The organism is Arthrobacter sp. 10T425 (assembly GCF_056393985.1).
The window spans coordinates 38,697-61,865 of the sequence record NZ_JBFTGZ010000006.1 but is presented as its reverse complement, the minus strand read 5'-3'; the positions used below and the strand labels follow the sequence as shown (position 1 = coordinate 61,865).

General features: G+C 67.7%; 26 protein-coding genes. 5 read left to right on the top strand and 21 right to left on the bottom strand.

The window, feature by feature from the left end; genetic code table 11:
* Window positions 1-2: 2 nt before the first annotated feature.
* Entirely contained in the window at window positions 3-305 is a 303-nt protein-coding gene (locus AC1DDH_RS09070; protein WP_018775806.1) for a flagellar FlbD family protein, read from the bottom strand.
* Between the two features lie 285 nt (window positions 306-590).
* Here AC1DDH_RS09070 and AC1DDH_RS09065 point away from each other — a divergent pair, with 285 nt between their 5' ends.
* Window positions 591-1,757, top strand: coding sequence for a cytochrome P450 (locus AC1DDH_RS09065; RefSeq protein ID WP_476955278.1), 1,167 nt, complete (start codon window positions 591-593; stop codon window positions 1,755-1,757).
* A gap of 14 nt (window positions 1,758-1,771) precedes the next feature.
* Here the strand turns inward: AC1DDH_RS09065 and rox are convergent, their stop codons facing one another.
* From rox to AC1DDH_RS08975, 18 genes are all read right to left on the bottom strand, one after another.
* Complete coding sequence (gene rox / locus AC1DDH_RS09060) at window positions 1,772-3,232, bottom strand: rifampin monooxygenase (RefSeq protein WP_476955333.1); 1,461 nt, start codon at window positions 3,230-3,232, stop codon at window positions 1,772-1,774.
* 79 nt (window positions 3,233-3,311) lie between these two features.
* A complete protein-coding gene (locus AC1DDH_RS09055) occupies window positions 3,312-3,776 on the bottom strand; it encodes a phage tail protein (RefSeq protein ID WP_223914319.1) in 465 nt (154 codons plus the stop codon).
* A 174-nt stretch (window positions 3,777-3,950) separates the two neighbouring features.
* A complete protein-coding gene (locus tag AC1DDH_RS09050; protein ID WP_476932520.1) occupies window positions 3,951-5,117 on the bottom strand; it encodes a flagellar hook protein FlgE in 1,167 nt (388 codons plus the stop codon).
* A 31-nt stretch (window positions 5,118-5,148) separates the two neighbouring features.
* Window positions 5,149-5,583 carry a flagellar hook assembly protein FlgD gene (locus AC1DDH_RS09045; protein ID WP_476932521.1) on the bottom strand — a complete coding sequence of 145 codons (435 nt, stop codon included), beginning with the start codon at window positions 5,581-5,583 and terminating at the stop codon, window positions 5,149-5,151.
* A gap of 18 nt (window positions 5,584-5,601) precedes the next feature.
* On the bottom strand, window positions 5,602-7,743 hold the full coding sequence (locus AC1DDH_RS09040; protein WP_476955277.1) for a flagellar hook-length control protein FliK: 2,142 nt from the start codon (window positions 7,741-7,743) through the stop codon (window positions 5,602-5,604).
* A complete protein-coding gene (locus tag AC1DDH_RS09035) occupies window positions 7,743-8,468 on the bottom strand; it encodes a C40 family peptidase (protein WP_476955276.1) in 726 nt (241 codons plus the stop codon). Before AC1DDH_RS09035 ends, AC1DDH_RS09040 begins: the two co-directional genes overlap by 1 nt.
* Window positions 8,465-8,899 (bottom strand): flagellar FliJ family protein, encoded by a 435-nt coding sequence (locus AC1DDH_RS09030; RefSeq protein ID WP_026538968.1) that lies wholly within the window; start codon window positions 8,897-8,899, stop codon window positions 8,465-8,467. The genes AC1DDH_RS09035 and AC1DDH_RS09030 overlap by 4 nt, the downstream gene beginning before the upstream one ends.
* Window positions 8,896-10,224, bottom strand: a complete 1,329-nt coding sequence (locus tag AC1DDH_RS09025; RefSeq protein WP_223914323.1) for a FliI/YscN family ATPase — start codon at window positions 10,222-10,224, stop codon at window positions 8,896-8,898. Before AC1DDH_RS09025 ends, AC1DDH_RS09030 begins: the two co-directional genes overlap by 4 nt.
* Window positions 10,221-10,955, bottom strand: a complete 735-nt coding sequence (locus AC1DDH_RS09020; RefSeq protein WP_476955275.1) for a FliH/SctL family protein — start codon at window positions 10,953-10,955, stop codon at window positions 10,221-10,223. Before AC1DDH_RS09020 ends, AC1DDH_RS09025 begins: the two co-directional genes overlap by 4 nt.
* Window positions 10,945-11,961, bottom strand: coding sequence for a flagellar motor switch protein FliG (gene fliG / locus AC1DDH_RS09015; protein WP_476851547.1), 1,017 nt, complete (start codon window positions 11,959-11,961; stop codon window positions 10,945-10,947). The genes AC1DDH_RS09020 and fliG overlap by 11 nt, the downstream gene beginning before the upstream one ends.
* Complete coding sequence (fliF, locus tag AC1DDH_RS09010; protein ID WP_028277074.1) at window positions 11,958-13,562, bottom strand: flagellar basal-body MS-ring/collar protein FliF; 1,605 nt, start codon at window positions 13,560-13,562, stop codon at window positions 11,958-11,960. The genes fliG and fliF overlap by 4 nt, the downstream gene beginning before the upstream one ends.
* Window positions 13,562-13,873 (bottom strand): flagellar hook-basal body complex protein FliE, encoded by a 312-nt coding sequence (gene fliE / locus AC1DDH_RS09005; protein ID WP_028277073.1) that lies wholly within the window; start codon window positions 13,871-13,873, stop codon window positions 13,562-13,564. Before fliE ends, fliF begins: the two co-directional genes overlap by 1 nt.
* Window positions 13,873-14,265: a flagellar basal body rod protein FlgC gene (locus tag AC1DDH_RS09000; protein ID WP_476955274.1), complete on the bottom strand. Its 393-nt coding sequence runs from the start codon at window positions 14,263-14,265 to the stop codon at window positions 13,873-13,875. Before AC1DDH_RS09000 ends, fliE begins: the two co-directional genes overlap by 1 nt.
* Window positions 14,265-14,606 carry a flagellar basal body rod protein FlgB gene (locus AC1DDH_RS08995; RefSeq protein ID WP_476955273.1) on the bottom strand — a complete coding sequence of 114 codons (342 nt, stop codon included), beginning with the start codon at window positions 14,604-14,606 and terminating at the stop codon, window positions 14,265-14,267. The genes AC1DDH_RS09000 and AC1DDH_RS08995 overlap by 1 nt, the downstream gene beginning before the upstream one ends.
* Before the next feature lie 145 nt (window positions 14,607-14,751).
* On the bottom strand, window positions 14,752-15,177 hold the full coding sequence (locus AC1DDH_RS08990) for a hypothetical protein (protein WP_476860122.1): 426 nt from the start codon (window positions 15,175-15,177) through the stop codon (window positions 14,752-14,754).
* Window positions 15,170-15,682, bottom strand: coding sequence for a flagellar export chaperone FliS (locus AC1DDH_RS08985; protein WP_028277070.1), 513 nt, complete (start codon window positions 15,680-15,682; stop codon window positions 15,170-15,172). The genes AC1DDH_RS08990 and AC1DDH_RS08985 overlap by 8 nt, the downstream gene beginning before the upstream one ends.
* Window positions 15,679-17,007 carry a flagellar filament capping protein FliD gene (gene fliD, locus AC1DDH_RS08980; RefSeq protein WP_476955272.1) on the bottom strand — a complete coding sequence of 443 codons (1,329 nt, stop codon included), beginning with the start codon at window positions 17,005-17,007 and terminating at the stop codon, window positions 15,679-15,681. The genes AC1DDH_RS08985 and fliD overlap by 4 nt, the downstream gene beginning before the upstream one ends.
* A gap of 150 nt (window positions 17,008-17,157) precedes the next feature.
* On the bottom strand, window positions 17,158-18,336 hold the full coding sequence (locus AC1DDH_RS08975) for a flagellin N-terminal helical domain-containing protein (protein ID WP_223914330.1): 1,179 nt from the start codon (window positions 18,334-18,336) through the stop codon (window positions 17,158-17,160).
* Window positions 18,337-18,629: 293 nt separating this feature from the next.
* Here AC1DDH_RS08975 and AC1DDH_RS08970 point away from each other — a divergent pair, with 293 nt between their 5' ends.
* From AC1DDH_RS08970 to fliW, 4 genes are read left to right on the top strand one after another with little or no spacing between them, the layout of a single operon-like run.
* Window positions 18,630-19,118, top strand: coding sequence for a flagellar protein FlgN (locus AC1DDH_RS08970; protein WP_476857557.1), 489 nt, complete (start codon window positions 18,630-18,632; stop codon window positions 19,116-19,118).
* 10 nt (window positions 19,119-19,128) lie between these two features.
* The gene (gene flgK, locus AC1DDH_RS08965; RefSeq protein ID WP_476955271.1) at window positions 19,129-20,541 is read left to right on the top strand and encodes a flagellar hook-associated protein FlgK; all 1,413 of its coding nucleotides are present in this window, start codon (window positions 19,129-19,131) and stop codon (window positions 20,539-20,541) included.
* 2 nt (window positions 20,542-20,543) lie between these two features.
* Window positions 20,544-21,467, top strand: coding sequence for a flagellar hook-associated protein FlgL (gene flgL / locus AC1DDH_RS08960; RefSeq protein ID WP_476955270.1), 924 nt, complete (start codon window positions 20,544-20,546; stop codon window positions 21,465-21,467).
* On the top strand, window positions 21,464-21,868 hold the full coding sequence (gene fliW / locus AC1DDH_RS08955; RefSeq protein WP_476955269.1) for a flagellar assembly protein FliW: 405 nt from the start codon (window positions 21,464-21,466) through the stop codon (window positions 21,866-21,868). The genes flgL and fliW overlap by 4 nt, the downstream gene beginning before the upstream one ends.
* Before the next feature lie 53 nt (window positions 21,869-21,921).
* Here fliW and AC1DDH_RS08950 read toward each other — a convergent pair whose 3' ends face one another.
* Window positions 21,922-22,467 carry an AMIN-like domain-containing (lipo)protein gene (locus AC1DDH_RS08950; protein ID WP_476948445.1) on the bottom strand — a complete coding sequence of 182 codons (546 nt, stop codon included), beginning with the start codon at window positions 22,465-22,467 and terminating at the stop codon, window positions 21,922-21,924.
* A gap of 320 nt (window positions 22,468-22,787) precedes the next feature.
* Window positions 22,788-23,090, bottom strand: coding sequence for a DUF4193 domain-containing protein (locus AC1DDH_RS08945; protein WP_018775830.1), 303 nt, complete (start codon window positions 23,088-23,090; stop codon window positions 22,788-22,790).
* Window positions 23,091-23,169: the final 79 nt, after the last annotated feature.

Below are 23,169 nucleotides of genomic sequence, written 5' to 3'. Positions count from 1 at the left end.
CGTTACTTTCTGGGTTGCGCGGGCGCCGTGGGACCGGCGCCGTCGTCGTAGGGGTCGTCGTCCGGGTCTTCAGTCCGGACCAGGCTGAGGGGATAGCCGGTGATGGCCGGAAAGTCCCGGGCTTTGCTCAGGATGTAAGCCCGGTACTCCGCGATCAGCTCGACCACTTCGGCGAGGCTTTCGAGCACCACGTAGGCGGCGCCGTCGAGCGTCACCAAGTGCGTATCCGGGCTCTCGTGGATGCGTTCAATGAGGTCCGGATTGACCGCGAAGCGCGTTCCGTTGAGGCGTGTGACGACGATCATGGGCCGATTCTGCTCTGTGAGGGGAAGGGTGTTCTCCTCCGTACTGTCGGCAGCCGGGGCCCCTTCGTTAGGCGCCGCCGTCAGGCGCCTTGTCAACGTGCCGGTGCCCGGGGGCGGCCGGCGCAGCAACATTCCCCGTGCCAAGGCCGCCGCGCGGTATTAGGGTGGGATCTGACGGGGCCACCCGGCCCGCCCCGTTGGACGTCTGCTCCACCGCAGTTCGTCCCGTGCAGTTGGCCCAGTGCCAGGAAACGACGGCCGCCCGCCTCATCAGGAAGGCCAGCCATGGCGCCATTTCCGGATTTTGAGCAGCCGTTGAACCCGTTTCCCCGCTACGCAGCCATGCGGGACAGTGAACCCGTTTTCCAGGACCCGGACACGGGCGTCTGGCACGTGTTCCGCTACGACGACGTGCAGCGGGTCCTGTCCGAGCACGCCACTTTTTCTTCCCGGATGGGCGGGGACAACCCCTCCGAAACGGGCCAGCTCTTCGCCGCCAGCCTGGTCAACACGGACCCGCCGCGGCACCGCCAGTTGCGTTCGCTCGTGACGCAGGCGTTCACGCCGCGGGCAGTCGAAGCGCTTGCCCCGCGCATCTCGGAACTGACCGACGAGTTGCTGGAGCCGGTGGTGGCCGGCGGCGCCACGGACCTGATCGAACAGCTCGCCTATCCGCTTCCGGTGATCGTGATCGCCGAACTCATGGGCATTCCGGCCTCTGACCGGGACCGGTTCAAGCTGTGGTCCGACGTGATCGTGAGCCAGACCCGCCCGGGCGCCGACGATTCCGTCCACACGGCAGCCAACCGGGAAATGGCGGAGTACTTCATGGGCATGATCGAGGAGCGGCGGCACCGGCCGGGCAATGATTTGATCAGCGCGCTCCTCGCGGCCGAGATCGACGGGCAGAAGCTCAGTCCCATCGAGTTGCTGGGATTCTGCAGCCTGTTGCTCGTGGCGGGAAACGAGACCACCACCAACCTGATCGGCAATGCGGTGCTGTGCTTCACCGAGTCGCCGGGCACGGCGGAACGCCTCGTCGCCGAGTCTGCCCTGCTCCCGCACGCCATCGAAGAGGTGCTGCGCTACCGCTCCCCCGTCCAGTCCATGTACAGGCTCTCAGCCGTCGACACGACCGTGCGCGGCCGCACCATCCCGGCAGGCTCGCCGATCATTGCCTGGATCGGCTCGGCGAACCGCGACGGGGAGCAGTTCCCGAGCCCGGACGAGTTCGACGTCGAACGCTCACCCAACCGCCACCTCGCCTTCGGGCAGGGCATCCATTTCTGTCTGGGGGCGCCCCTGGCGCGGCTGGAGGCCAGGATCGCGCTGGAGGCCGTGCTCTCACGGCTGCCGGGGCTTGCGGTGGACCCCGACGCGCAGTTGGAGCGGATGGAAAGCATGATCGTCTACGGGGCGAAACAGCTTCCCGTGACCTGGCAGGCTGCCTGACGGCGGCCACGACGTCAGGGGCGGCGATCGTGACCGTCTCCGGCGCCCTCGAGGGCGGCCCCGAACCATGTCGGCAGGTGGCGGAGCAGGTCGTCCTGGTCGTCGCCGATCCATGCGACGTGGCCGTCCGGTCGGAGCAGGACCCCGGGCGCGTCCAGTTCCCCGCTGGTGTCCGCGACGTGGTCGATCCGGTCCGCCCATCCTGCCACGGAGAGTTCGCCGGTCTGGTCCAGCAGGAGCCCGCGGCCTTTGCGGGTGAGTTCGTAGAGACGGCCCCGCGATAGAGGAATGTCGCGCAGTCGCCTGCCGAGCAGCTCGGGTCCTTCGCCGAAGTCGTAGCGGACCCCGATCGCGGTAATCTTCTCGGCCAGGAAACGGCTGACGTCCTCGAAGTCCATCAGCTCGCTCAGCAGCCGCCGCACGGCCTGCGGGCCGGGCTCGGTGGACAGCAGCTCGCTCTGGGCGCGGGTGATGGTCAGCACGCCTTCGGCGACCGGGTGACGCTCGGCGTAATAACTGTCCAGCAGCCCGTCACGCGCCCACCCTTTGACCTCGGCGGCGAGCTTCCAGCCGAGGTTGAAGGCGTCCTGGATGCCGAGGTTCAGTCCCTGCCCTCCCAGTGGCGGGTGGACGTGCGCCGCATCGCCGGCGAGCAGAATGCGGCCCACCCGGTATTGCTCGGCAAGCCGGGTGGCGTCGCTGAAACGGGACAGGGAGCGTGGTGAGTGGACGCCGAAGTCGGTGCCTGCGAACGCCCGCAGCTGCGTCCGGAACTCCTCCAGCGTCGGCGGGACCGAGCGGTCCTCGGCCACGGCCGCCGCGGGCACGACGGCGCGGTACAGGCCGTTTCCGGCGGGGCCGATGCCGAACCCCTTGTGGGTCTTGCGCACCTCCTCGGCCACCTCGGCCAGCTGGTCCGGCGCCGCGGTCACCGCCACCTCGCCCAGGAGCCACTCGGTCTTGGCCGGCTCGCCGGGGAAGCCGATGCCGAGCAGTCTGCGCACCAAGCTGCGTCCGCCGTCGCAGCCGACCAGCCAGCGCGAGCGCAGCCGTGTGCCGTCAGCGAGTTCGACGCTCACCGCGTCCTTGTCCTGCTCGACCCCTGCCACCTCGCAGCCGCGGCGGATCTGGGCGCCGAGCTCACCGGCGCGCTCGGCCAGCAGGCGATCGGTGACCGGCTGGGGGATGCCAAGGACGTAGCCGTGTGCGGTGTCCAGGTTCACCGGCCGGGGCTTGTCGATCCCGGCGAAGCGACCCACGCCGCCGGGATACTGCTGCCCGTGGGCGAGGAACCGGTCCAGCAGCCCGCGCTGGTCCATGATCTCGATGCTGCGCGGGTGCAGACCGAGCGAACGGACCGCCTGGCTCGGCTCCGCGTCCCTCTCCAGCACGAGCACGTCCACGTCGTGCAGCCGCAACTCGCTGGCAAGCATCATCCCCGTCGGGCCGCCGCCGCTAATGATCACGTCGAAAATATGGAACCCCAATCCCAGAAACTCACTTCCCGGATTGCCCGGCTGCGTCCCGCACCCTGAAATGCGGGGGTGAGCCCGATCAGTACTCGCCCTTGATCACGAAGTAGGAGCCGCGAATAACGCCCGCCAGCTTCGACTTTTGGCGGGCGAACTTGAAGCGCGGCGCCAATTCCTCCGGAACTTCCATGCCGTCGGCAAGTTTGAACCCCACCGCTCTCTTCCCGCCGTCCTCGATGCTGTACATGACGTTGACCGACAGCCCCGACTCGTAAAAAACATAGGCCATCCGCAAACCGTCGACTTCGAAGGCGGTCGCCTCCAGCGGGCGGGAGCCGATCACGATCTCGCGTTCATCACGGAGGATGCGGCTCACCCGGTCAACCACGTCAGGAACTTCGCCCGCGGGGCTCACGGTGAAGGCGTGGCCGTACTTATTCCGGTAATAGCGGGCCTCGTTGGCGCGCAACCCGGCGAGGGCCTCGGAGACGGGGGAAGATTCCAAGCCGACGGTAGAAACGGTCTCGAAGTCAACGATGTACGGCATGTGCCCTCCTGGACAGACGTGTTGGGACCAATGCTAACGCGACGACGTGCTGCCGGACGCCGGAACGCAAACGCCCCCTGAGGGTGTGATCCGTGGAGACAGCTCCGGGTCCGGCAATACCGGAAACCCGAAGCTGTCTCCCGAATCCTTAAGGGACAAGCGAAATTCCGCTCATCAGCGCTTGAGCTGGGTCAGTTCCTGGAGAACCTCATCCGAGGTGGTGATGATGCGGGCGTTGGCCTGGAAACCGCGCTGCGCAACGATCAGGTTGGTGAATTCCTGGGACAGGTCCACGTTCGACATTTCCAACGAGCCGCCGGTCAGGGTGCCAAGGCCGGGGTCGCCCGCAGCACCGAGCTGCACGCCGCCGGAGTTGCCGGTTGCGACGTAGGAGGAGCCGCCGGCCTTCTCCAGGCCGCCCGGGTTGGTGAACTTGGCGAGGGCGATCTTGGCGAGGACCTGCTTGACGCCGTTGCTGAACGACCCGACCAGGGACCCGTCGCTGCCCAGCGTGTAGGACTCGAGCTTGCCGACGGGGGCACCGTTCTGGCCGCTGACGGTCAGCGAGCTCATGGCGGCGTAGCCGGAAACCTTGGAGACATCGATGGTGATGCCGTTGACGGTGACGTTGCCGCCGGCGGTGGGCTTGCCGTTCGTGTAGGTCACCGACCCGGTGGCTGTGGTGCCGTTGTCGTCGGCCGCGATGTTCCACGTGCTTCCGGCCTTGGTGAAGGTCATTGACACGCTGCGTTCAGTGCCGGCGGCGTCGTAAACCTTGACGAGACGGTCCAACTTGGTGCCGTCGACGGCGTCGCTGGGCAGGTTTCCGTCCAGCGTCACCGAGTCGGTCTTCTTGGCCACCATGGTGTTGGGGTTCAGCGTAATGTCGCCCACGGGGCCTCCCGCGTTGATCACACCGTTGGTGGCCGTCCAGCCCTGGAGGATGCCGCCGTCGGGGCTTACCAGCTGGTTGGCTGCGTCCGGGCTGAACGCGCCGGCGCGGGTGAAGAGCTGGCTGCCGCCCTTGCTGGTGACGAAGAAACCGTCACCGGAAATCATCAGGTCGGTGGCCCGGCCGGTGCTCTGCGAAGAGCCCTGGGAGAAGTTGGTGGTGACGCCGGCAACCCGGACGCCCAGGCCGATCTGGGCGGGGTTGCTGCCGCCGGTCGCGGCCTGCGGGCCGGTGGCGCCCTGCTGCAGCTGGGACAGGGTGTCCTGGAACTGGGTGGAGGAGGCCTTGAAGCCTGCGGTGTTGACGTTGGCGATGTTGTTGCCAGTAACGTCCAGCATGGTCTGGTGGGCGCGGAGGCCCGAGATTCCGGAGTACAGCGAGCGGAGCATGGGAACTGCCTTTCTACGGGTGAAGAACTGGTTAGGAAGCGGCCGGAGCGGTAAGCCCGGTGATGGAGTCGAGGGGAACGGAAAGGTCGCCGATCGTGACGGACGGAACCGATCCCGCATAGCTGACGGAACTGGCGACGCCGGTCCCGGTGGTGCCGTCCGCGAGGGTGTAGCCGACCGAGTGTCCGATCAGCTGGGCTGCCGCCGTCCGCATCTGGAGGGAGAAGCCCTCCTTGCTGTTGGTGGTCAGTTCGGTCATTTTTTCCATCATGGAGAGCTGAAGGGTCTGGCTCATCATCTGGTTGGTGTCCATGGGAGCGCTCGGGTTCTGGTTCTTGAGCTGCGTCACGAGCAGGGACATGAACACGTTGGCATCCATGGTCTGCGAGGGGGTCCGCACGGCAGAGGCCTGGGGGGCCTCCCCCGCCGCCGTTACCGGCTGGGATGCGATCGGCTGAATCGTCATAAGTCGCGTTCCTTCGTGTCAGACAAGAATGTCGAGGGTGGTCTGGGGGCCGTTCAACAGCCTGGCGGTGCGTATGGCTTGATCATCGGCCAGCGCATCCCAGCGGTTTCCGGGCCGCGGCCCGTTCCGGTGGCCCGGGCCGGAGCCGCTGCCGCCGGGGTCCGAGCCGGTGCCGCCGGGGTCCCGGCCGGTGGCGAACTGGCCGCCGGTCCCCGTCCGGTCCTGGCCCGTGCCGTGCTGGGCCCCGTGTTGCCCGAAACCGGGACCGTTGTGGTCTGAGAGGTCAAGGCTGGCCGCGAATCCGGCGCCGTGGAGTTCCCTGCGGAGTTCGGGCAGGATTCCGCGGACGGCTTCACGTCCCGCATCGCCCGGGGCGAACAGCTCAATCCGGACGCCCGCGGCGTCGATCTGGGCCCGGACCGTGAGCGGACCGAGATCTTCCGGGCTGACCTTGAGGGTCATGATGTGCTGGCCCTGGGGTGCCCCCACGAGGGTGAAAAGCGGTTTGGCCAGCTGGGACTGGAGGGGCGCCGCGAAATGGGGCGCCGGCGGGGACGCCGACTGGAACGCCGGCTGCGCAGCGGCCTGGGCAGCCGGCTGGGGCACGGCCTGGGCCTCGGTTGCCGCCGCGAGAGTCGGCTGGACGGGGAAGGCGGCCGCCGCGGGGGCGTCGCTTTCCGGATTTGACCGAGCCTGGGTGGCGTTGGGCACCAGTGCCGCGACTGGTTCCGTCAGGACGCCGGCGTGGAAAGGAGCGGGGGCGTGTGCGGGGGCGTGTGCGGGGGCGGTTCCGGTTCCGGTTCCGGTTCCGGTTCCGGTTCCGGTTCCGGTGGACATGCTGCCGGAGGATCCGGTGCCGGCTCCGGGGCTGCCGGATGGCGCCGGACCGGACGGGGTCGTGCCGGGTGAGGTGGTCAGCGACGTCGGCGCTTGTCCGGGCGCGGAGGGAGCGACGGCGGCGACGTCTGATCCGTTGACCGCCCGCGCGGACACGGCCGCGGTGGTGGCCGCCGGCGACGCACCATGACCAGACCCAAGTCCCTGGGCAGTCTGCGCCGCCGCTGCCGCGCCCGGTGCCGCGGCGGCGGCCGGAGGTGTGGCGCCGGCCTGCACCGGGACTGCCTGCGTTGGCCCGGCAGGTGCAGCAGCCTTAGGTGGGCCACTGAGCACCGGAACGGGACCTGTCGCAGGGGTGGTCCCCGCGGCGCCGGTGGCAGTCGAGGCCAGCGGCGCGGCCGCGACAGTAGCCTGCGCGGTGGCCACGGCGTCGACGGGCGCAGCCGTCGGGGCAGGATCGTTCCCATTGACCGGCCGGTTGACCGGTCCGCCGGCGGCGGCCTTAGGCCCGGCCAGCGGGACCGCGCCCGCCGTCTGCGAGGCCGCAGCGGCGTTCGGCTTACCGTCCGGCATGGTCCCAGCGGGGACTGCGGCCACAGTCTGGCGCCGCGTTGCGGGCAATCCCGGGGTCGCGACGGCCGGGGAATGCGCGGCGGCGGCCGACAACTCGTCGGGAAGGACCGCCGAGGCCGCGGACGCAGTGATGGCCGGTGCGGCAGTACGGGAACCATCGTTGCTGTCCGACGGCGGGGCTACCGCCTGCGCCGACTGTCCGGGCAGCGCAGCCTGACCAGCCTGACCACGTTGTGTATAGGAGACAAACTGGGCCGGCGGGAATTCGGCCGTGCCGTACTGGGCCGGCGGGAATTCGGCCGTGCCGTACTGGGCTGGAACGTGCGGGGCCGGAACGTACGGGGCCGGAACGTACGGGGCCGGCCCGGGGCTGGTGATACCGGACGAAGCAGCGTCGGTCCGCGGCGCGGTCCCGGAAGCAGCGTCGGTCCCCGGCGCGGTCCCGGAAGCAACGTCGGCCCCCGTCACAGTGTTCGCAGCGGTGCCGCTCAGCGAAGCGGGGTCCGTGGCGCCGTCGGGCTGCGGCAGTTCGGCCGCCGTGTCATCGGCCGCCGGTACAGCCTTAGCGGCGCCAGGCTCTGCCGCGGTGCCGTTGCCCGCTGCGCCCTGGACGTCGTTGAGGACTGCGTCGAAGGACGCGGCGGCTGTGTTTCCGTTTTCGCTGCCGGGCCGCGGGTCCGCGCCCTGCCGGGCCGCCCGGACGGTCGCCCCCAGCGCGGCCGCAAGCTCCGTCGATGCCGCCGCCTTCATTATGCAGCCCCTGCGGGAACGATGCGCCGGATGGAGGTCAGGTTGGACTGCTGCTCCCAGGCGTCGCGGATCTGGATGGTCTTGCCCGGCACGGGTGCGTCGATCGCCTTGCCGTTGCCCAGGTAGATGGAAATGTGGTTGCCGCCGAAGCTCACCAGGAGGTCTCCGGGTTTCGCTTCTGCGAGGGACGCCACCGGGGTGCCCTGGCGCATCTGGTCGCTCACCACACGGGGAAGCTCCACGCCGAGGTCCTTGAAGACCCGCTGGGTGAAGCCGGAGCAGTCCATGCCGGAGGCCGGATTGGTGCCGCCCCACACATAGGGAACACCGATGTACTTCTTCGCCACGGCCACCACGTCATTGCCCGTCGCGGCCCCACCGGTATGTACGGTTCCGGCTGCCTGGGCGCCGGTGAGCGCGGCCGTCCCGGCCGCCGCAGCGCTACCTGGTCCGAATGTGCCGCCAATGCCCAGTGACGTGCCCAGTGAGGAGCCCAGGCCCAGGCTGTCCGTGAGGGAGGCGGCATCCGTTGCGCCACTGCCGCCCAGTGCCGCGGCAAGTGCCTGGGTGAACGTGGCGGAGTCGCCGGTGCCGGTTGCCGACGCGAGCGAGGTAGCCGCAGCCTTGGCAGCGGCTGCGCTGGTTTCCGCGGCCGCAGGCCGGCTCAATTCCGCGATCATCGACTGGATGCCCTGCATCCGGCCGATCGCTTCAGTCATGCTCATGGCTTCACCTGCTGCTCATCGCGGTGCCAGAGCGTCGAGGCGATCTCATCGAGGGCCGACTGCTCGGCGCGCAGGTCCGCGGAGTTGACCTCGGCGTCGTGCCGGGCTTGCAGTTTTTCCAGCCCCACGGACCGCGTGCGGGCAGCGATGAACTCGGCCCGGGCGTTGGCTTCGTCGGCCTCGGCCAGGTGGGTGAGGTTTTGCAGGTCCGCGAGCATGCTGTGCGCGGATGACCGGGCGGCCGCCACGGCGCGCAGTGAGGCCGAGCTGGAGATGGGGTCATCCGTGGCGGCAAGTTCGCGGCGGGCGGCGGCTTCGCGGACCCGGACGGAGCTGGAACGTGAGCGGGCGCGCGCCAGCCCGGTTGCCGCCTGGTCCTGCTGGAGCTGGCGGAGGCGCAGGAGGCCGGCCAGTGAGAATTCGCGGTTCATGCTGCTGCTCCCAGGATCGAAGTGAGGTGGCCGAGCCGTTGCCAGGACTCGGGGTGGGCCGTGGATTCGTCCATCGGCTGCTGGAGGAAACCGCTGACGTCGTGCTCGTGGTTCAGCGCAGCGTCCACCAGCGGGTTGGTCCCGGCCTGGTAGGCGCCGACGTCGATCAGGTCCTGTGCCGCCTTGCGGGCCGCGAGGACCCGGCGGAGCGTTGCGGCGGCGTCGAGGTGTGGCCGGGAATTGACCTTGCTGGCCACCCGGGACACGGATCCGAGCACGTCCACGGACGGGAAGTGCCCGGTGACGGCGAGTTTGCGGTCCAGCACCACGTGGCCGTCCAGGATGGAGCGGGCGGCGTCGGCGATGGGCTCGTTATGGTCATCGCCGTCCACGAGCACGGTGTAGATGCCGGTAACGGAGCCGGTCTCGGCCGTGCCGGCGCGCTCCAACAGCCGGGCCAGGATGGAAAAGGTCGACGGCGGGTAGCCGCGGGTGGCAGGGGGCTCGCCGGCCGAGAGGCCAATCTCGCGCTGCGCCATGGCCACCCGGGTCAGGGAGTCCATCATGAGCACCACATCCTGGCCCTGGTCGCGGAAGGACTCGGCGATGCGGGTGGCGGTGAAGGCCGCGCGCATGCGCATCAGGGCGGGTTCGTCGGAGGTGGCGACCACCACCACGGAGCGCGCCAGGCCGGCGGCGCCGAGGTCGTCTTCGAGGAACTCGCGGACTTCGCGGCCGCGTTCGCCAACGAGGGCGATCACCGAGACTTCGGCGTCGGTTCCGCGGGCGATCATCGAGAGCAGGGAGGATTTGCCGACCCCGGAGCCGGCGAACAGGCCCATGCGCTGGCCCTTGCCGAGCGTGGTCATGGTGTCCAGGACGCGCACGCCGGTCTGCAGCGCGGTGTCGATGCGGGCGCGTTTCATGGCGTTCGGTGCCTCGTTGTCGATCGGCACGCGCGGCCCGCTGAGCAGCGGACCCTTGCCGTCGATCGGCCGTCCCAGGCCGTCAAGGACCCGGCCGAACAGGCCCCGCCCGGTGGGAACCAATACCGCGCTGCCTTTGGCGCGCACCGGGTCACCGGCAGCTACGCCGGCGAGCCGGCCCAGCGGCATGCAGCGCACGGAGCCGTCCAGCGCCGCGACGACTTCGGCGTCAAGGCCGGGGTTCCCGCCCACGGTCACGAGGTCACCAAGGGCGCAATCCAGACCCGACACTTCCAGGCCCAGCCCGATGACCGAGGTGACGACGCCGACCCGTTGCGGGGCGGCCGCGGCCAGCGCGGCGGCATAGTCGGCGCCCTTCGGCCGCCACTCGGCGATCATGCCTGGCCCCGGTAGGCGCCGGCACCGAATTCGGCCCGGCCGGATTCTCCCGGCACGGTGTCTCCCGGCACGGTGTCTGCCACCAGTGCATCTCCCAGCGGGCCCTCTGCCGACGCTGCCTCTCCCAGCAGCGCCATGCGGGCACGTCCCAGGGCGGTGCGGAGGCTGGCGTCGAACCAGCCCTGCTGGTATTCGACCTTCGCGTCGCCGCGGCCCAGGGAGGTGTCCGCGATGAGCGGCAGCCCGGCGGGCAGTTCCTGGCCTTCCCGGCTGAGGACGTCGATGTCCGCCGGGTGCAGCCGGATGGCCAGTACCGTGGCGGAGTCATTCCCGGAGAGGGCGCGGGCCAGGGCGGCCCGGGCGGTCCGGGTGCCTTCGGCCAGTTCGTAGCCGAGGATGGCCTCGGCCAGTTCCAGCGCCGTGCGGGCCAGGATTTCCTCGGCGTCCTGCAGCGCCTGCACGTTGCGGTGCGCAAAGTCTGTCCTGGCGACGGCGAGGGCGCGCACGGCACGGTCCAGGTCCTGCTGTCCGGCGGCCAGGGAGGCAGCCTGCTCGGCGGCCATCCGGTCCCGCCAGCGGCGCTGCTCTTTCGCTGCGGCGCGCACACCGGCGGCGTAGCCCGCGGCGTGGCCTTCGGTGTAGCCGGCCTGTTCGGCGGCCGGGCCGTTGGCCCGCAGTGACGGGAAGACGACGCGCGCCGGGGCGTTGGCCGCGCCGTTGTCAGTAGACATAGTCTTCTTCGTCCCCGCGCTGGATGGTGATCTGGCCTTCGGCCTCGAGCTCGCGGATGGACCGGACGACGGCGGCACGGGCCTCTTCGATCTGCGAGGCACGCAGGGGTCCCAGGGCGGCGATCTCGGATTCGAGGATTTCCAGGTTGCGCCCGGAGACGTTGGTGGTGATGGTTTCCAGGACCGGCTCGGAGGCACCCTTCATCGCCATCGCCAGGACGGCCGCGTCGAGTCCGCGCAGCACCAGCTGCACGTCGCGGCGTTCCAGCTTCACGATGTCGTCGAATGTCACCATCTGGGCCCGGATCTCCACCGCGAGGTCGGGATCGAGCAGGTCCAGGCCGTCCAGCACGGACCGTTCCGTGCCGGCGTCGGTCCGGTTGATGATCTCCAGCAGCGGCTGGATGCCGCCCACCACCTTCGAGGCCTGCTGGGACACGGCGGCGCCGCCGCGGAGTTTGAGGGTGTCGGCGACGATCCCGATCGCCTCGGGCGCGCCGGATCCCATGGTGGCGATGCTGAGCGCGACGTCGGCGCGCAGCGAGCCGGGCAGCCCGGACATCACGGCCGAGGCCTTGCGCGGGCTGAGGTGGGCGAGGACCAGGGCGATGGTCTGCGGCAGTTCGCCGTCGATCAGGGCCAGGATCTGCACGGGTTCGATGTCTTCGAGGAACTCGAAGGACTTGCCGGCCATATTGACGGTCAGGCGGTTCATGAGCCCGGCGGCCCGTTCCGAGCCGAAGGAGGCCTCCAGCAGGCCCTCGGCGAGTTCCCGGCCGCCCCGGGCCTGGCGCGTGGTTGTCATCGCGGCCTGGTGGAAGTCCTTCATGATCTGCTCGGTGACGTCAGAGTCCACCTTGCGGAGCTTGACGATCTCCCCGGCAATCTCCTCCGCCTCGGTGTCCGTGAGCTGGGCCATGACCTTGGCGGCGTTCTCGGGGCTCATCTGCATCAGGACGACGGCGGCGCGCTGGGTGCCGGTCAGGGGCGTATCGGTGGGTTTCATGCCGGTTGCCTGTCATCCATGAGGCTGCGCAGGTAATCGGCGGCCCGTTCCGGGTTGGCGGCGACCATGTTGTCGATTTCAAACCGGCGGCGCTCGGATTCCAGCTGTTCGGTGCTCGGGCCCGGAAGCGGGGGCAGGGCGGTGATCGGGATCGCCGACGTCGCCGGCGGAAGGGCCACCACAGGCGGGGCCACCGGCATGATCTCCAGGTCCAGGCGTTCGCCGAGGTCCACGGGCTCGCGCTTCTGGCGGCGCCGCAGGATGATCGTGACCACCAGGGCCAGGATCAGCAGGCCCAGCAGGATGCTGCCTGCGGTGACGAGGGTTCCGAAGAACGCGGCCTGCTTCTCGGCTTCGGCGTTGGCCTGGGCCTCGGCGAGCGCCTTGGCGGCGTCGTCGGCGGCTGCGGTGCTGAACGGCACAACCTCGACCGTGACAATATCGCCGCGCGCGGTGTCGGCCCCGGCTGCGGAGGTGACGAGGTTCTTCAGCGACGCCAGGTTCAGGCCGCCGGCGGCGGCCTGGCTGACGGCGACGGAAATGGTCTGCCGCTTGATGGCACCGGCCGGGATGGTCCGGTCCTCGGTGACCTTGTTGACCGCGTTGTTCTTGGTTTCGGTGGAGGAATCGAAGTTGCCGTTGCCGCTCGTGCCGCCGGGAACAGCGATGTTGTCCGGGCCGAGGACGCCCGCGGCGCCTCCCCCGGTTCCGGTGTATTTCTCGGTCTTGGACGATTCACTCAGCGGCAGGGCGCCCTCGGCATTGGAGAAAGTCTCGCTCTTCTGCTGCGCCGATTCGCCCGTCACGTCGGCGGCGACGGCGACCGTGGAGTTGCCCGGGCCCACCACGCGGTCCATGACCGCGCGGACGGCGTCCGAGGTGCGCTGCTGGTAGTCGCTGGCCTGCTTGGTGGACGATCCTGCGGTCCCGCCGCCGACGGTGGAGAGCACGTTTCCCTGCGAATCGACCACGGAGACGTTGGAGGGCTTGAGGTTTTCGATGGCGGCGGAGGTCAGGTGGACGATCGCCTGCACCTTGTCACCGGTCAGGGCGGCGCCGGCGTCGGTCTCGATGAACACTGAGGCGGTGGTGTCCGGGGCCTTGGACACAAACACTGTTTTCTCGGGGATGGCGAGCCGGACGGCGGCGGTCTTCACGCCGTCCATGGCGGAGATGGTGCTGGCAAGTTCGCCCTCGAGGGCGCGCTTGTACGTGACGGACTGCTGGAATTCCGAGGACGTCACGCCCATCTTGTCCAGCAGGGAGTAGCCGGTGGCGGCGGCAGTCGGCAGGCCCGCGGCCGCTGCCTTGAGGCGCTCGTCGTAGACCTTGTCCTGCGGGACCAGGATGGTGGATCCGCCGTCGCTGAGTTCGTACTGAACGTTGTCCTTGCGGAGCTGTTCGACGATGCCGTTGGCGTCGGTGGTCTGGAGGCCGGAGAACAGCGGGGTGAGCACCGGGCGGGTAAGCCAGGCGGACAGGGCAACAATGCCCACCACCAGCAGGGCAGCGCCGATCACGGCGATGGTGCGCTGGCCGGCGGTGAAGCTCTTCAGGCCCGCGCCGAAGCGCTGGAAGAAAGCGTTTATCTGCGGAGGCATCAGGCCTGCATCCTCATGATCTCGTTGAACGCGTCAACGCCCTTGTTGCGCATGGTGGCCATGAGCTCCAGCGTCACCTGCGCCCGGGTCGCGGCAAGCGTGGCGTTGTGGATGTCATCCAGGTTGCCGGTCACGGCGGACACAGCCAGCTGGTTCGACGTCGACTGCAGCTGCTGGAGGTTATCCACCGCGCCGGTGAGGGAAGTGGCGAAGGCGGAGCCGTCAGTGCCGGCCACGGGTGCCGCTCCGGCGCCCGTCACATAGTTTGTCGGCAGGACGCCCTGGACGGGGGCGATGGGGGCGACAGTCATTAGGAGCGTCCAATCTCAAGGGCGGCCATGTAGGTTTCGCGGGCGCGATCCACCACCTGCGCGTTGGCCTGGTAGCCGCGCTGGGCGATGATGAGCGCACCCATCTGTTCGGCCATGTCAATGTCCGGGTACTTCACGTTGCCGTTGGCGTCCGCCAGCGGGTGATCCGGCTGGTAGACGACCCTGCCCTCGGCGTTGCCGAGCTGGGTGCTCTTGACGTACACGCCCGAGCCCTGCCAGCCCTCCGCGGCCTCGACGTACCGGGCCTGGAAGGCGGGGCCGGACGTGGCGGAGGCGTTGTTCATGTTGGCGAGGTTGTCCGAGACGGCATCGAGCCACTTGCGGTGGACGGTGAGGGCGGAGCCGGCGATGCCGATCATGTCGAAAGTCATCAGCTGGTCCTCAGGGCGGAGCGCACGGCGGTGAACTCGGTGTTGACGGCGCGTGCGGCGAACTGGAAACGCAGCACGGTGTCGATGTTGGACAGGGTTTCGGTGTCCAGGTTGACGTTGTTGCCGTTCAGCTGCGTGGGCTCCAGGGACTCCGCCGTGGTTGCCCGGACGCGGCCGTTCCCGGACTGCACCGACGCTGCGAGGGCGTCCTCGAAGCTGACGCGCTTCGCGTGGTAATTCGGCGTGTTGACGTTCGCGATGTTGTTCGCGATGGTCCGCTGGCGCAGTGCCAGCCCGTCCATGGCGCTGGCCAAGGCGGCGGAAGTCACGGATTCGAGCACAGAGTCCTGCCTGGGAAAGGTGGGGGTGGCCGATCCGTGGCCGGTAATCGAGCGATCCGTGCTCTTATAGTGGTTATCGGCACTGGTCAGCGCCGCGTTAGGCGAAATCAAAAGACTATTTCAGATGTTTTGGAACCCGGGATTCCTAGCCGTTGACATCCAGGTACAGGGCTCCGGCGGACTCCCCCACGCCGGGCACCGACGATACCGCCTGCAGCTGCCGGGCGACTCCCAGCCGCGCCTCTTCCAGCCGGAGGGCAACGCGTTCCTGGGCGGCTGCCAGTGCGACGGCGCGACGCCGCGCGGTCGCCGGCAACGGCCCGTTCATCGATGGCGGAGACCAGCGCTTCTCCGGCCGGGGTTCCGCCACCGAACCCGCGGGAGCGGCGAGCGGGCCCAGCGGATCCTTCAGGGTCCGCTCGGCGGCCTGCACCGCCATTTCAAGCACATCCAGGACGGCCATCCAGGCAGCCAGGGTGGTGTCTTCAGGGATCTTGCCGGGAAGGGACGAATCGGCGTCGTTGGATCCGGTTCCCCCTGGGCCAATATCCAAGTAAGCCTGTTCAGCCAAAGCCGAGACTCCCGCCGCCTGTTCCGGGCCCGGTGTTCCAGGCCCCTGCTGCCGGGAAACCGGCTGGAGCTGCGGAGGGAAACGCCGCGGGGCTTGCGGGCGCTGGTACCGCGGCGGCGGCGGCCTCGTGCCAGGTTTGCCGCAGGGGCTCCAAGAGTTCGATTGCTTCCCGGGTCAGCGCCGCGTCCCGCTGGATGTTCGCGTTGGTCAGTGCGGTGGAGACGTAGTTGTAGACCCCCAGCAGCCCGTTGGCGCCGTCCCACGCGTCGACCTTGAGCGAGGAGGACAGCTCGGACACGATGGCCTGGGCGTGCAGCAGGTTTTCCGATGCGGTGGTCCAGTCGGCAGCGTGCTGCGCCGTTTCCGCCCGGCCCAGGTCCAGCAGGAGGCGGTCGTAGAGCATGGTGAGGAGGCGTGCCGGCGGAGCCGACAGGACCGAGTCGGCCAGGTACTGGTTCCGCTGGCCGGCATTGCCGTAGCCGCCGCCGAAGGAGGTCAGAGTCATGATGAAGAGCTTCCTGAAGAGAGTCCTGCGAGTTGGGAGGACAGCCAGGACGACTGCGCTTTCATGCCGCTGAGAGCAACCTCCAGCGCGGAGTAGGTCCGCTGCAGCGTGGTCCGACGCATTTCCAGGCGGTCATCCCAGTCGGCGATCTGGTCGGTGTAGTCCTTCGCGGTGGACTGCTGTCCCTTGATCTTGGTGCTGAGCAGCCCAGTGGAGGGATCGGAGGCCTGCTTGGCGGCGTCCGCCACGCGGCCCGCGATGGTGGCCACGGCCGCCATTGTTCCGGCCGGGTCCTTCGCCAGGGCGTCGCCGAATTTGGTGGCGTCGAATTCCATCGTCCCGGTCTTGGTCACGCTGATGCCAAGCTCAGACGGCGATTTTCCGTTCAAGGGCTGGGACGCAGCGGCCAGGATCGCGGCGTTGACGTTACGAACGGTGCTGTCTCCGGTGAACACGCCGCCTGAAGTGACCGGGTTGCCGGAGGCGTCGGTGCTGCTGACCACGGCGCTCTTGGTGGCGATCTGCGCCAGGACTCCGTTGACGGAGCTAACCAGGTCAGAGGCGGCCCTGCTGATCTGGGCGTCGTCACGGGCAACGGTGACGCGTGTGGGAGTGGCAGAGACCTCGGAGACGCTGATCGAGACTCCGCTCAGGACATCCGCGAAGGTGTTGGTGGCGGAGCTGAGCGTCGCCTCGGCAGCTGTTCCCGCCCACAGCTTGATCTGCGCGTCCTGCCCAGACTGAACTTTGGTCAGCCCGGCGGTGCCGTCCGGATCGGCGATGCTGAACCCGCCGGCGACGCCGGTCTTGGACGAGGCAAATTGCAGCCGGTACTCGCCGCCGCCCACTGAAACTTTCGATGCGACAATCCCGGCGCCGGAGAGGTTCACGGCGGAAACGACGTCGTCAAGAGATGAAGTGAGCGGGGTGACCGTGATGGCCTGGCCGCCTTCGCCGGTGACCGTCATAGTGGTGTAGGGCCACGCGGCGAGGTTCTTGCTCACGGAGACCTGGGTCTGGGCCAGCTGGGAGACGGTGAAATCAACCGCACCCGGTTTCGCTCCGGCACCGACCACGGTGGTGACCTTGGCGGAACTGCTCGAGGCCGAATACAGTTCCAGGCTTTTGGGGTCGGAGAGCTTGCCGGCCTTGGTTGCGAGGTCCGCGACGGCGGTATTGAGTCCCTGCAGGGCCGAGATGCGGGTTTGGACCGTTGCGGCCTTGTTCTTCATCAGGCTTTGTGGGATTGCTTCCACGGCCATGAGGGAATTGATCAGGGCTGTGGTGTCCAAACCGCTGGAAAGTCCGTCGATAGAAAGTCCCATGCCTGCAACTCCTTAGAACAATGGCTGGCTGAATCAGTAATGGCTGGTGGTACTGCACAGCGCCCGGGGAGAAGAATTCTCTCCCCGGGCGCCACGTGCAATCTGAACTACCTAGCGGAAGTCACCGGAGTGATCGCTTCCCGCTGTGCTTTAGCGCAGGAGCTGCAGTACACCCTGGTTGGACTGGTTTGCCTGGGCCAGCATTGCGGTGCCGGCCTGGGACAGGATGTTGTTGCGGGTGAACTTGACCATTTCCTCAGCCATGTCCGTGTCGCGGATACGGGAGTTGGAAGCCGTCAGGTTTTCCTTGGAGACGTTGATGGTCTGCACTGCGGATTCAAGGCGGTTCTGGGTCGCACCGAGTTCGGCGCGGGCCGTCGAAACGTACTTGATCTGGGTATCAATAGCAGTGATGGAAGCCTGGGCTGCGCTGGTTGAGGAGAAGTCAAGACCCGTCCCGCTGACCACGGTGGCGCCGCCGTTGAACACACCCGAGCCGGACGGATCGGTAAGGTCGATCGTGCCGCCGTCGTTGGACCGGATGATGATGCCGTCGCCGGTGCCGTTTGCGCTCTTCGAGACCGTTGCCGTGAAGCTGGAGTTGAAGTTCTTGTCCGCGTTGAGCTTGGAAACGAAGTCATCAGCCGTAGTGGCTGCGGCGGTGGTGGTAACGGCCACCGTCGTCGTAACGCCACCCTTGACCGACTCAAAGTTGTAGGTACCGGCGGCGAGTCCCTGGGGGGAGCCATCAGTAGCGCTGAACGCAGCAACCTTGAATGTGGTGGAACCTGACGCCGCCGAACCCAGAGCAGTGGCAACCGACCCAACGTTGGCAGAGGACAGGTTGACGTCGATGATGCTGTTGGCGTCCGAGTTGGCGCCGACCTGGAGCGACATCTTCGGCTTTGAGCCGTCCAGCAGCTGTGCACCGTTGAAGTTGGTGGAGCCGGCGATGCGGTCCAGTTCCTTTACGAGGCTGTCAGCTTCGGTCTTGATGGCGCCGCGGGATTCGGCGTTGTTGGTGTCGTTGGCTGCCTGGACGCCCAAGTCGCGCAGACGCTGCAGGATGGAGTGGGCCTGGTTCAGGCCGCCTTCTGCGGTCTGGACTGCGCCGATGCCGTCCTGTGCGTTGCGGGCGGCAACCGTGAGGCCACCGATCTGCGACTTCAGGCCCTCGGAGATAGCCAGGCCGGCCGCGTCGTCGCCGGCGCGGTTGATGCGCAGGCCGCTGGAAAGCTTCTCCAACGACTTGGACAGGTCGTTCTGGGTGTTGCTGAGGCTGCGGTAAGCGTTGTTCGCAGCCATGTTGGTGTTGATCTGCATTCCCATGATGTTTCCTCCATGATTGGGACGATGTGCGACGGCCCATCCGTGGGCCTTCAGAAGTAGTTATCGCCATTTGGCCAGCACACGTAAGGAAGATTCCAAAAAGAGTTTTCAGTTCAACGCCCCATCTGGTCCCGACTGTTATCAGCCTTATTGCCGCTAACGAATCCTGCGCCCCTGCCGATAGTTTCTACGAACCCTGCTGGAGGCCAAATCGTCCGCACGATGAAATCGACGCCCCGGCACCACCGCACCAGTCATTTGCACCATTCACACATGAGGGAGCCGTCCGGACCATGGCCATCCACGAACTTTCAGCCCTGCTGTGGCGGGAGCGTGAACTCCTGGACGTTCTCACCTTCAAGCTGGAGGAAGAGCAACTGCTGCTCACCGCCGGCAAATCCCGCTGGCTTCCCCACGGCACAAAGGAAGTCGAGCAGGTTCTGGAACACCTCTCCAAGGCGAGCCTCGCCCGCACCATCGAAGCCGCCGTCGTGGCCGAAACCTGGGGACTGCCCACTGACGCGTCCCTGGGTGAACTCGCCGCTGCCGCGCCGGAAGGCGCCTGGTCCGAAATCCTCACGGCCCATCTGACGGCCTTGACCCACCAGACGGCCCTGATCAAGGAACTGCGCGACTCGAACGAGCAGTACCTGCGCACCGCCGTCCGTTCCACCCAGGAATCCCTCGCGGATCTGCGGCCCACCGCTGCGGCCGGCACCTATGACGCCCAGGGCAAGACCGGGGAAACTGCAGCCTCGCGTATTTTCGACAAGCAATTCTAAGGAAGCGACCATGAGTACCTTCGGCGCGCTGAACACCGCCTACCGTGGCTTGACCGCCGCCCAGCAGGGCATGAACGTGGCCGGGCAGAACATTGCCAACGCCGCCACCGAGGGTTACACCCGGCAGCGCGTCCAGCAATCGTCAATCGTGGCTCCCGCGCAGGGCCTGTTCGGTTCGGGCCGTCCCGAAGCCGGGAATGGCGTCTCCGTGGACGGCATCGCACGCTTGGGCAGCAGCTTCCTTGATGGAAGCGTCCGCTCGACGGCGGCCCAGTCCGGCTACGCCAGCGCCCGGTCCTCGGCGCTCCAAGGGATCGAAGGCATCCTTCAGGAACCCGGCGAAAACGGCATCTCCACCGCGCTCCAGGGCTTCTGGTCGGCCTGGCAAGGCGCCGCCAACCACCCCAACGACTCCGCCGCCAAGGGACTGGTCCTGCAGGCCGGCAACGACCTCGCCACCAAGGTCTCCTCTTCCTACCGCTCCCTTGAGGGCCAGTGGAGCAGCGTCCGCGGCCAGGCCCAGGGCGCCGTGGACGCCGTCAATGCCGCCGCCACGCAGGTGGCCGCCTTCAACACCAGCATTCGCTCAACCCTCGCCGCGGGAGGATCGGCCAACGAGTTGATCGACGCGCGGGCCAAGCTCACCGAGACCATCTCCCGGCTAACGGGCGGCACCGTCAGGGAACAGGCTGACGGCACCGTGGATGTCCATGTCGGCGGAAACGCCCTCGTGATGGGCAGCTCCGTCCGGGCACTCGCCCTCTCCGGAAGCCAGACTGCGGACAAGCTCGGCACAGCCGTGCAGCTTGAGTGGGCGGACCGGCCGGGTGCGGCAATCGCCGTCGCCGATGGGGAAATCGCCGGCGCGTTGTCCGTCCTGGCTCCTGCCGCGAACGGCGGCGCCATCGATTCGGCCGCACAGTCGCTGAACAAGTTCGCCGGCGACCTGCGGGACGCGGTCAACGCCCTTCACTTCGGCGGACGGACCTCTGACGGCACTTCGTCCGGCAACTTCTTCGACCCGGCCGCCGCGGGCCCTGCCGCGCTCGCTCTCGCTGTTGTGCCCAAGGCCGCCGCAGAGATCGCGGTCGGCGTTGCGGGTGCGGGGAACCTGGACGGCAGCCTCGCCGACAAGATTTCACAGCTTGGCACTGGGCCGGGGTCTCCGGACAGCGCCTGGGCAAACATCGTCACCGGGATCGGTGTGCAGTCACGCGGCGCCCAGCAGCATGAAGCGTTGAGCTCGGCAGCGGAAATCTCCGCGCAGTCCAACCGCTCCTCGCAGGCGTCCGTCAGCCTGGACGAAGAAAACGTCAGCCTGCTCACCAACCAGCACGCTTACCAGGCCGCGGCCCGCGTCATGACGGCTGTGGACGAAGCCCTGGACGTCCTGATCAACCGCACCGGACTGGTAGGAAGGTAGACATGCTGAACCGGGTAACCAACCTGACCATGAGCGCAGCCGCCCAGCGGACCCTGCAGGCCCAGCAGTCCAAGCTGGCCCAGCTGCAGGAAAAGGCCACCACCCTGGACAAGATTTCGCGCCCGTCCGACGATCCTGCCGCCACGGCGCAGGCTCTCGATACGCGCGCGCGGCTCGCCGCCAACGCCCAGTACGGCAGGAACATCGACGACGGCGCCAGCTGGCTCAACGCGGCCGACTCCGCCCTCAGCCAGGCCACCAACGTCATGAACCGCATCCTCGACCTCACGGTCCAGGCCGGCAACGGCGCGCTCAACCAGGCGGGCAAGGACGCGATCGCCGTCGAGCTCGAAGGGCTGAACAAGGATCTGCTCTCAACCGCCAACAGCCAGCACCTTGGCCGGAACATTTTTGCTGGAAGTTCGGACGCGGCCACGGCCTTCAGCCCAGCCATCCCGGCCGACCCGAGCATCCCAGGAGACACCGGAACTCCCCCGGTCTTCAACGGCGTCGCCGGCGGCTCAGTGGAACGGCGCATCAGTGCCGACAGAACCGTCCGGGTCGACGCCGACGGCGCCGCGATCTTCGGCAGCGGCTCCGGCTCCGTCTTCGACGCCGTCACCAAGACCATCGAGTCACTGCGCAAGGGCGAGGATGCCACTGTGAACCTCACCAACCTGCAGGCATCTTTCAAGAACATCGTCAGCGGGCGTGCTGAAATAGGAACACGGCAGGTGCAGCTGGAACGCGCCGGCAACGTCAACACCGAACTGGAGGCCACCTTGGATGCACAGAAGATGGGCATTGAAAAGGCAGATCTCGGCAGCGTCATCATGGACCTGAAGCTTCAGGAAACCAACTACCAGGTGGCCCTCGCGGCGACGGCCCGGGTGCTTCAGCCCACCCTGATGGACTTCCTGCGGTGAGCACCCCGGTCATGGACACTCCGGTCGCCAGCCTGCCCCTCACATTCACCGCACCCATGCCTGGCTTCGAGGAGCTGCACGATTTCGCGCTGCGGAGCGTCGAGGGCGCGGCCGGACTGTACGCCCTGGAGGCCGGTTCCAGCCCGGTGCGGCTATTCCTGGCCGATGCGGCCGTGTTTGCACCGAGCTACTCTCCGCCGATCCCGGCAGCCTCGCTGGAGGCCCTCGAACTCGACGGTTGGGACGCCGCCCAGGTACTGGTCGTGGTGAACCACTCGCCCGGTTCCACGACCGTCAACCTCATGGCCCCGATCGTTCTGAACCGTGCCACCGGGCGCTGCACGCAGCTGGTGCTGGACGGCCGGGACTTCCCGCTCCGGGCCGAGCTCGGCTCGCTCTAGCCGACCCGCCCGGCAAGGCGCGCAGCCCTGCCTTGCGACCGGCTCCACCAACTTCACCAGAAATGGGCCACGTCCACCACGAGCCGGGACCCGGTGCCCGGCCCGGGCAGGGCCAGGACCCGGAACGGCAGCCGGGCGCGGACCCCCAGGCCAATGGTCGAATAGCCCTCGAAGCTGCCCGCCCACGCCACCTGCCGGAAGGTCTGGTAGCCAGCCACGTCAGCCAATTCATTCTTGTTCGGCGGGTTGTAGGTGGGATTGCCGGCGTCGTCATATGCGGGAGCATTGACCGTGAGCTGAATGAAGGCCTGGCCCCGCAACGGGACCGGCAGGCCGGACCCGTCCTGCACCACCGCGGGTACGTAGCGGACACTGTAGCCGGCCACGGGGCCGTTGAGGTCAATGACCAGCCGGTCGAAGCAGTAGTGCTGACCGGTGCGGACGTCGACCACCTTGGCCTGGCTCATGGCCGGATCCAGTTTGCTCAGCGACCCCCAGGCCAGTCCGCAGTACGGGTCTGCGGCGGCCGGCGCCGGCGCAAGAATCCCGAGCGCGGCGGCCATCAGAACAGCCGCGAGCAACGCGTTGACCTTTTTCAACTGGATCTTCTTCAACTGGGTCTTCTTCAAGGCCGCCACCCCCTGGTGCTGCCTGACCCTTGGGCTGGCGGAACAGTCAGCGCAGGTCAGACGCTTTCAGCGTAGGCGGGCCCGGCCCGGCGGGCGAGGTCCTCCACAGTTTCGGCGCCCAACCGTTAGCGTGGCCCGCTGCTGGTCACGGACGGATTGCACGGACCCTGTTCGTGAAGGTCGTTCACGAACAGATAACACCGCCAGCAGCAGGCCTGGCCGGGAACGGCGAAGCGCCGGCACCCTCGCGGGTCCGGCGCTTCGTACGGCCTGTCTGTTGCCGGAAGGTTTTAGCCTTCGCAGTCGCGGCAGTACTTCATGCCGTTCTTCTCAAGGGCCACCTGGGACCTGTGACGGACCAGGAAGCAGGAGGAGCAGGTGAATTCATCGGACTGCTCCGGAACAACAATGACCGTCAGCTCTTCGCCGGACAGATCCGCACCGGGAAGATCAATGCCTTCAGCGGTGTCGTTCTCATCGACGTCGATCACAGCGGTCTGCGCGCCGCCGCCGCGGGACGCCTGAAGGGCCTCCAGCGACTCAGCGGGAGATTCTTCTTCTGTCTTGCGTGGGGCGTCGTAATCGGTAGCCATATCGGGGTTCACTTTCGTTGCTGCGCAGCGCCATTTCAGGCACCTCAGTGAAGCAGTTTAGGACATTATGCATGGAGTA

Coding starts and splice junctions, on each gene's coding strand:
- AC1DDH_RS09020 (WP_476955275.1), bottom strand. CDS start 10,955: ATGTCTACTGACAACGGCGCGGCCAACGCCCCGGCGCGCGTCGTCTTC.
- AC1DDH_RS09025 (WP_223914323.1), bottom strand. CDS start 10,224: ATGATCGCCGAGTGGCGGCCGAAGGGCGCCGACTATGCCGCCGCGCTG.
- AC1DDH_RS08945 (WP_018775830.1), bottom strand. CDS start 23,090: ATGGCTACCGATTACGACGCCCCACGCAAGACAGAAGAAGAATCTCCC.
- AC1DDH_RS08985 (WP_028277070.1), bottom strand. CDS start 15,682: ATGACTCTGACCTCCTTCGGCGGCGGCTACGGCAATGCCGGCCAGCGG.
- AC1DDH_RS09040 (WP_476955277.1), bottom strand. CDS start 7,743: ATGAAGGCGGCGGCATCGACGGAGCTTGCGGCCGCGCTGGGGGCGACC.
- AC1DDH_RS09000 (WP_476955274.1), bottom strand. CDS start 14,265: ATGACTTTCGACATGATCGGCATCGCCGGCTCCGCCCTCACCGTCCAC.
- flgL (WP_476955270.1), top strand. CDS start 20,544: ATGCTGAACCGGGTAACCAACCTGACCATGAGCGCAGCCGCCCAGCGG.
- AC1DDH_RS08970 (WP_476857557.1), top strand. CDS start 18,630: ATGGCCATCCACGAACTTTCAGCCCTGCTGTGGCGGGAGCGTGAACTC.
- AC1DDH_RS09050 (WP_476932520.1), bottom strand. CDS start 5,117: ATGCTCCGCTCGCTGTACTCCGGAATCTCGGGCCTCCGCGCCCACCAG.
- AC1DDH_RS09030 (WP_026538968.1), bottom strand. CDS start 8,899: ATGAACCGCGAATTCTCACTGGCCGGCCTCCTGCGCCTCCGCCAGCTC.
- AC1DDH_RS09065 (WP_476955278.1), top strand. CDS start 591: ATGGCGCCATTTCCGGATTTTGAGCAGCCGTTGAACCCGTTTCCCCGC.
- fliE (WP_028277073.1), bottom strand. CDS start 13,873: ATGACTGTCGCCCCCATCGCCCCCGTCCAGGGCGTCCTGCCGACAAAC.
- AC1DDH_RS09055 (WP_223914319.1), bottom strand. CDS start 3,776: ATGCCGTACATCGTTGACTTCGAGACCGTTTCTACCGTCGGCTTGGAA.
- flgK (WP_476955271.1), top strand. CDS start 19,129: ATGAGTACCTTCGGCGCGCTGAACACCGCCTACCGTGGCTTGACCGCC.
- fliF (WP_028277074.1), bottom strand. CDS start 13,562: ATGCCTCCGCAGATAAACGCTTTCTTCCAGCGCTTCGGCGCGGGCCTG.
- AC1DDH_RS09070 (WP_018775806.1), bottom strand. CDS start 305: ATGATCGTCGTCACACGCCTCAACGGAACGCGCTTCGCGGTCAATCCG.
- fliG (WP_476851547.1), bottom strand. CDS start 11,961: ATGAAACCCACCGATACGCCCCTGACCGGCACCCAGCGCGCCGCCGTC.
- fliD (WP_476955272.1), bottom strand. CDS start 17,007: ATGGGACTTTCTATCGACGGACTTTCCAGCGGTTTGGACACCACAGCC.
- AC1DDH_RS09045 (WP_476932521.1), bottom strand. CDS start 5,583: ATGACGATTCAGCCGATCGCATCCCAGCCGGTAACGGCGGCGGGGGAG.
- AC1DDH_RS08975 (WP_223914330.1), bottom strand. CDS start 18,336: ATGGGAATGCAGATCAACACCAACATGGCTGCGAACAACGCTTACCGC.
- AC1DDH_RS09035 (WP_476955276.1), bottom strand. CDS start 8,468: ATGAGCATGACTGAAGCGATCGGCCGGATGCAGGGCATCCAGTCGATG.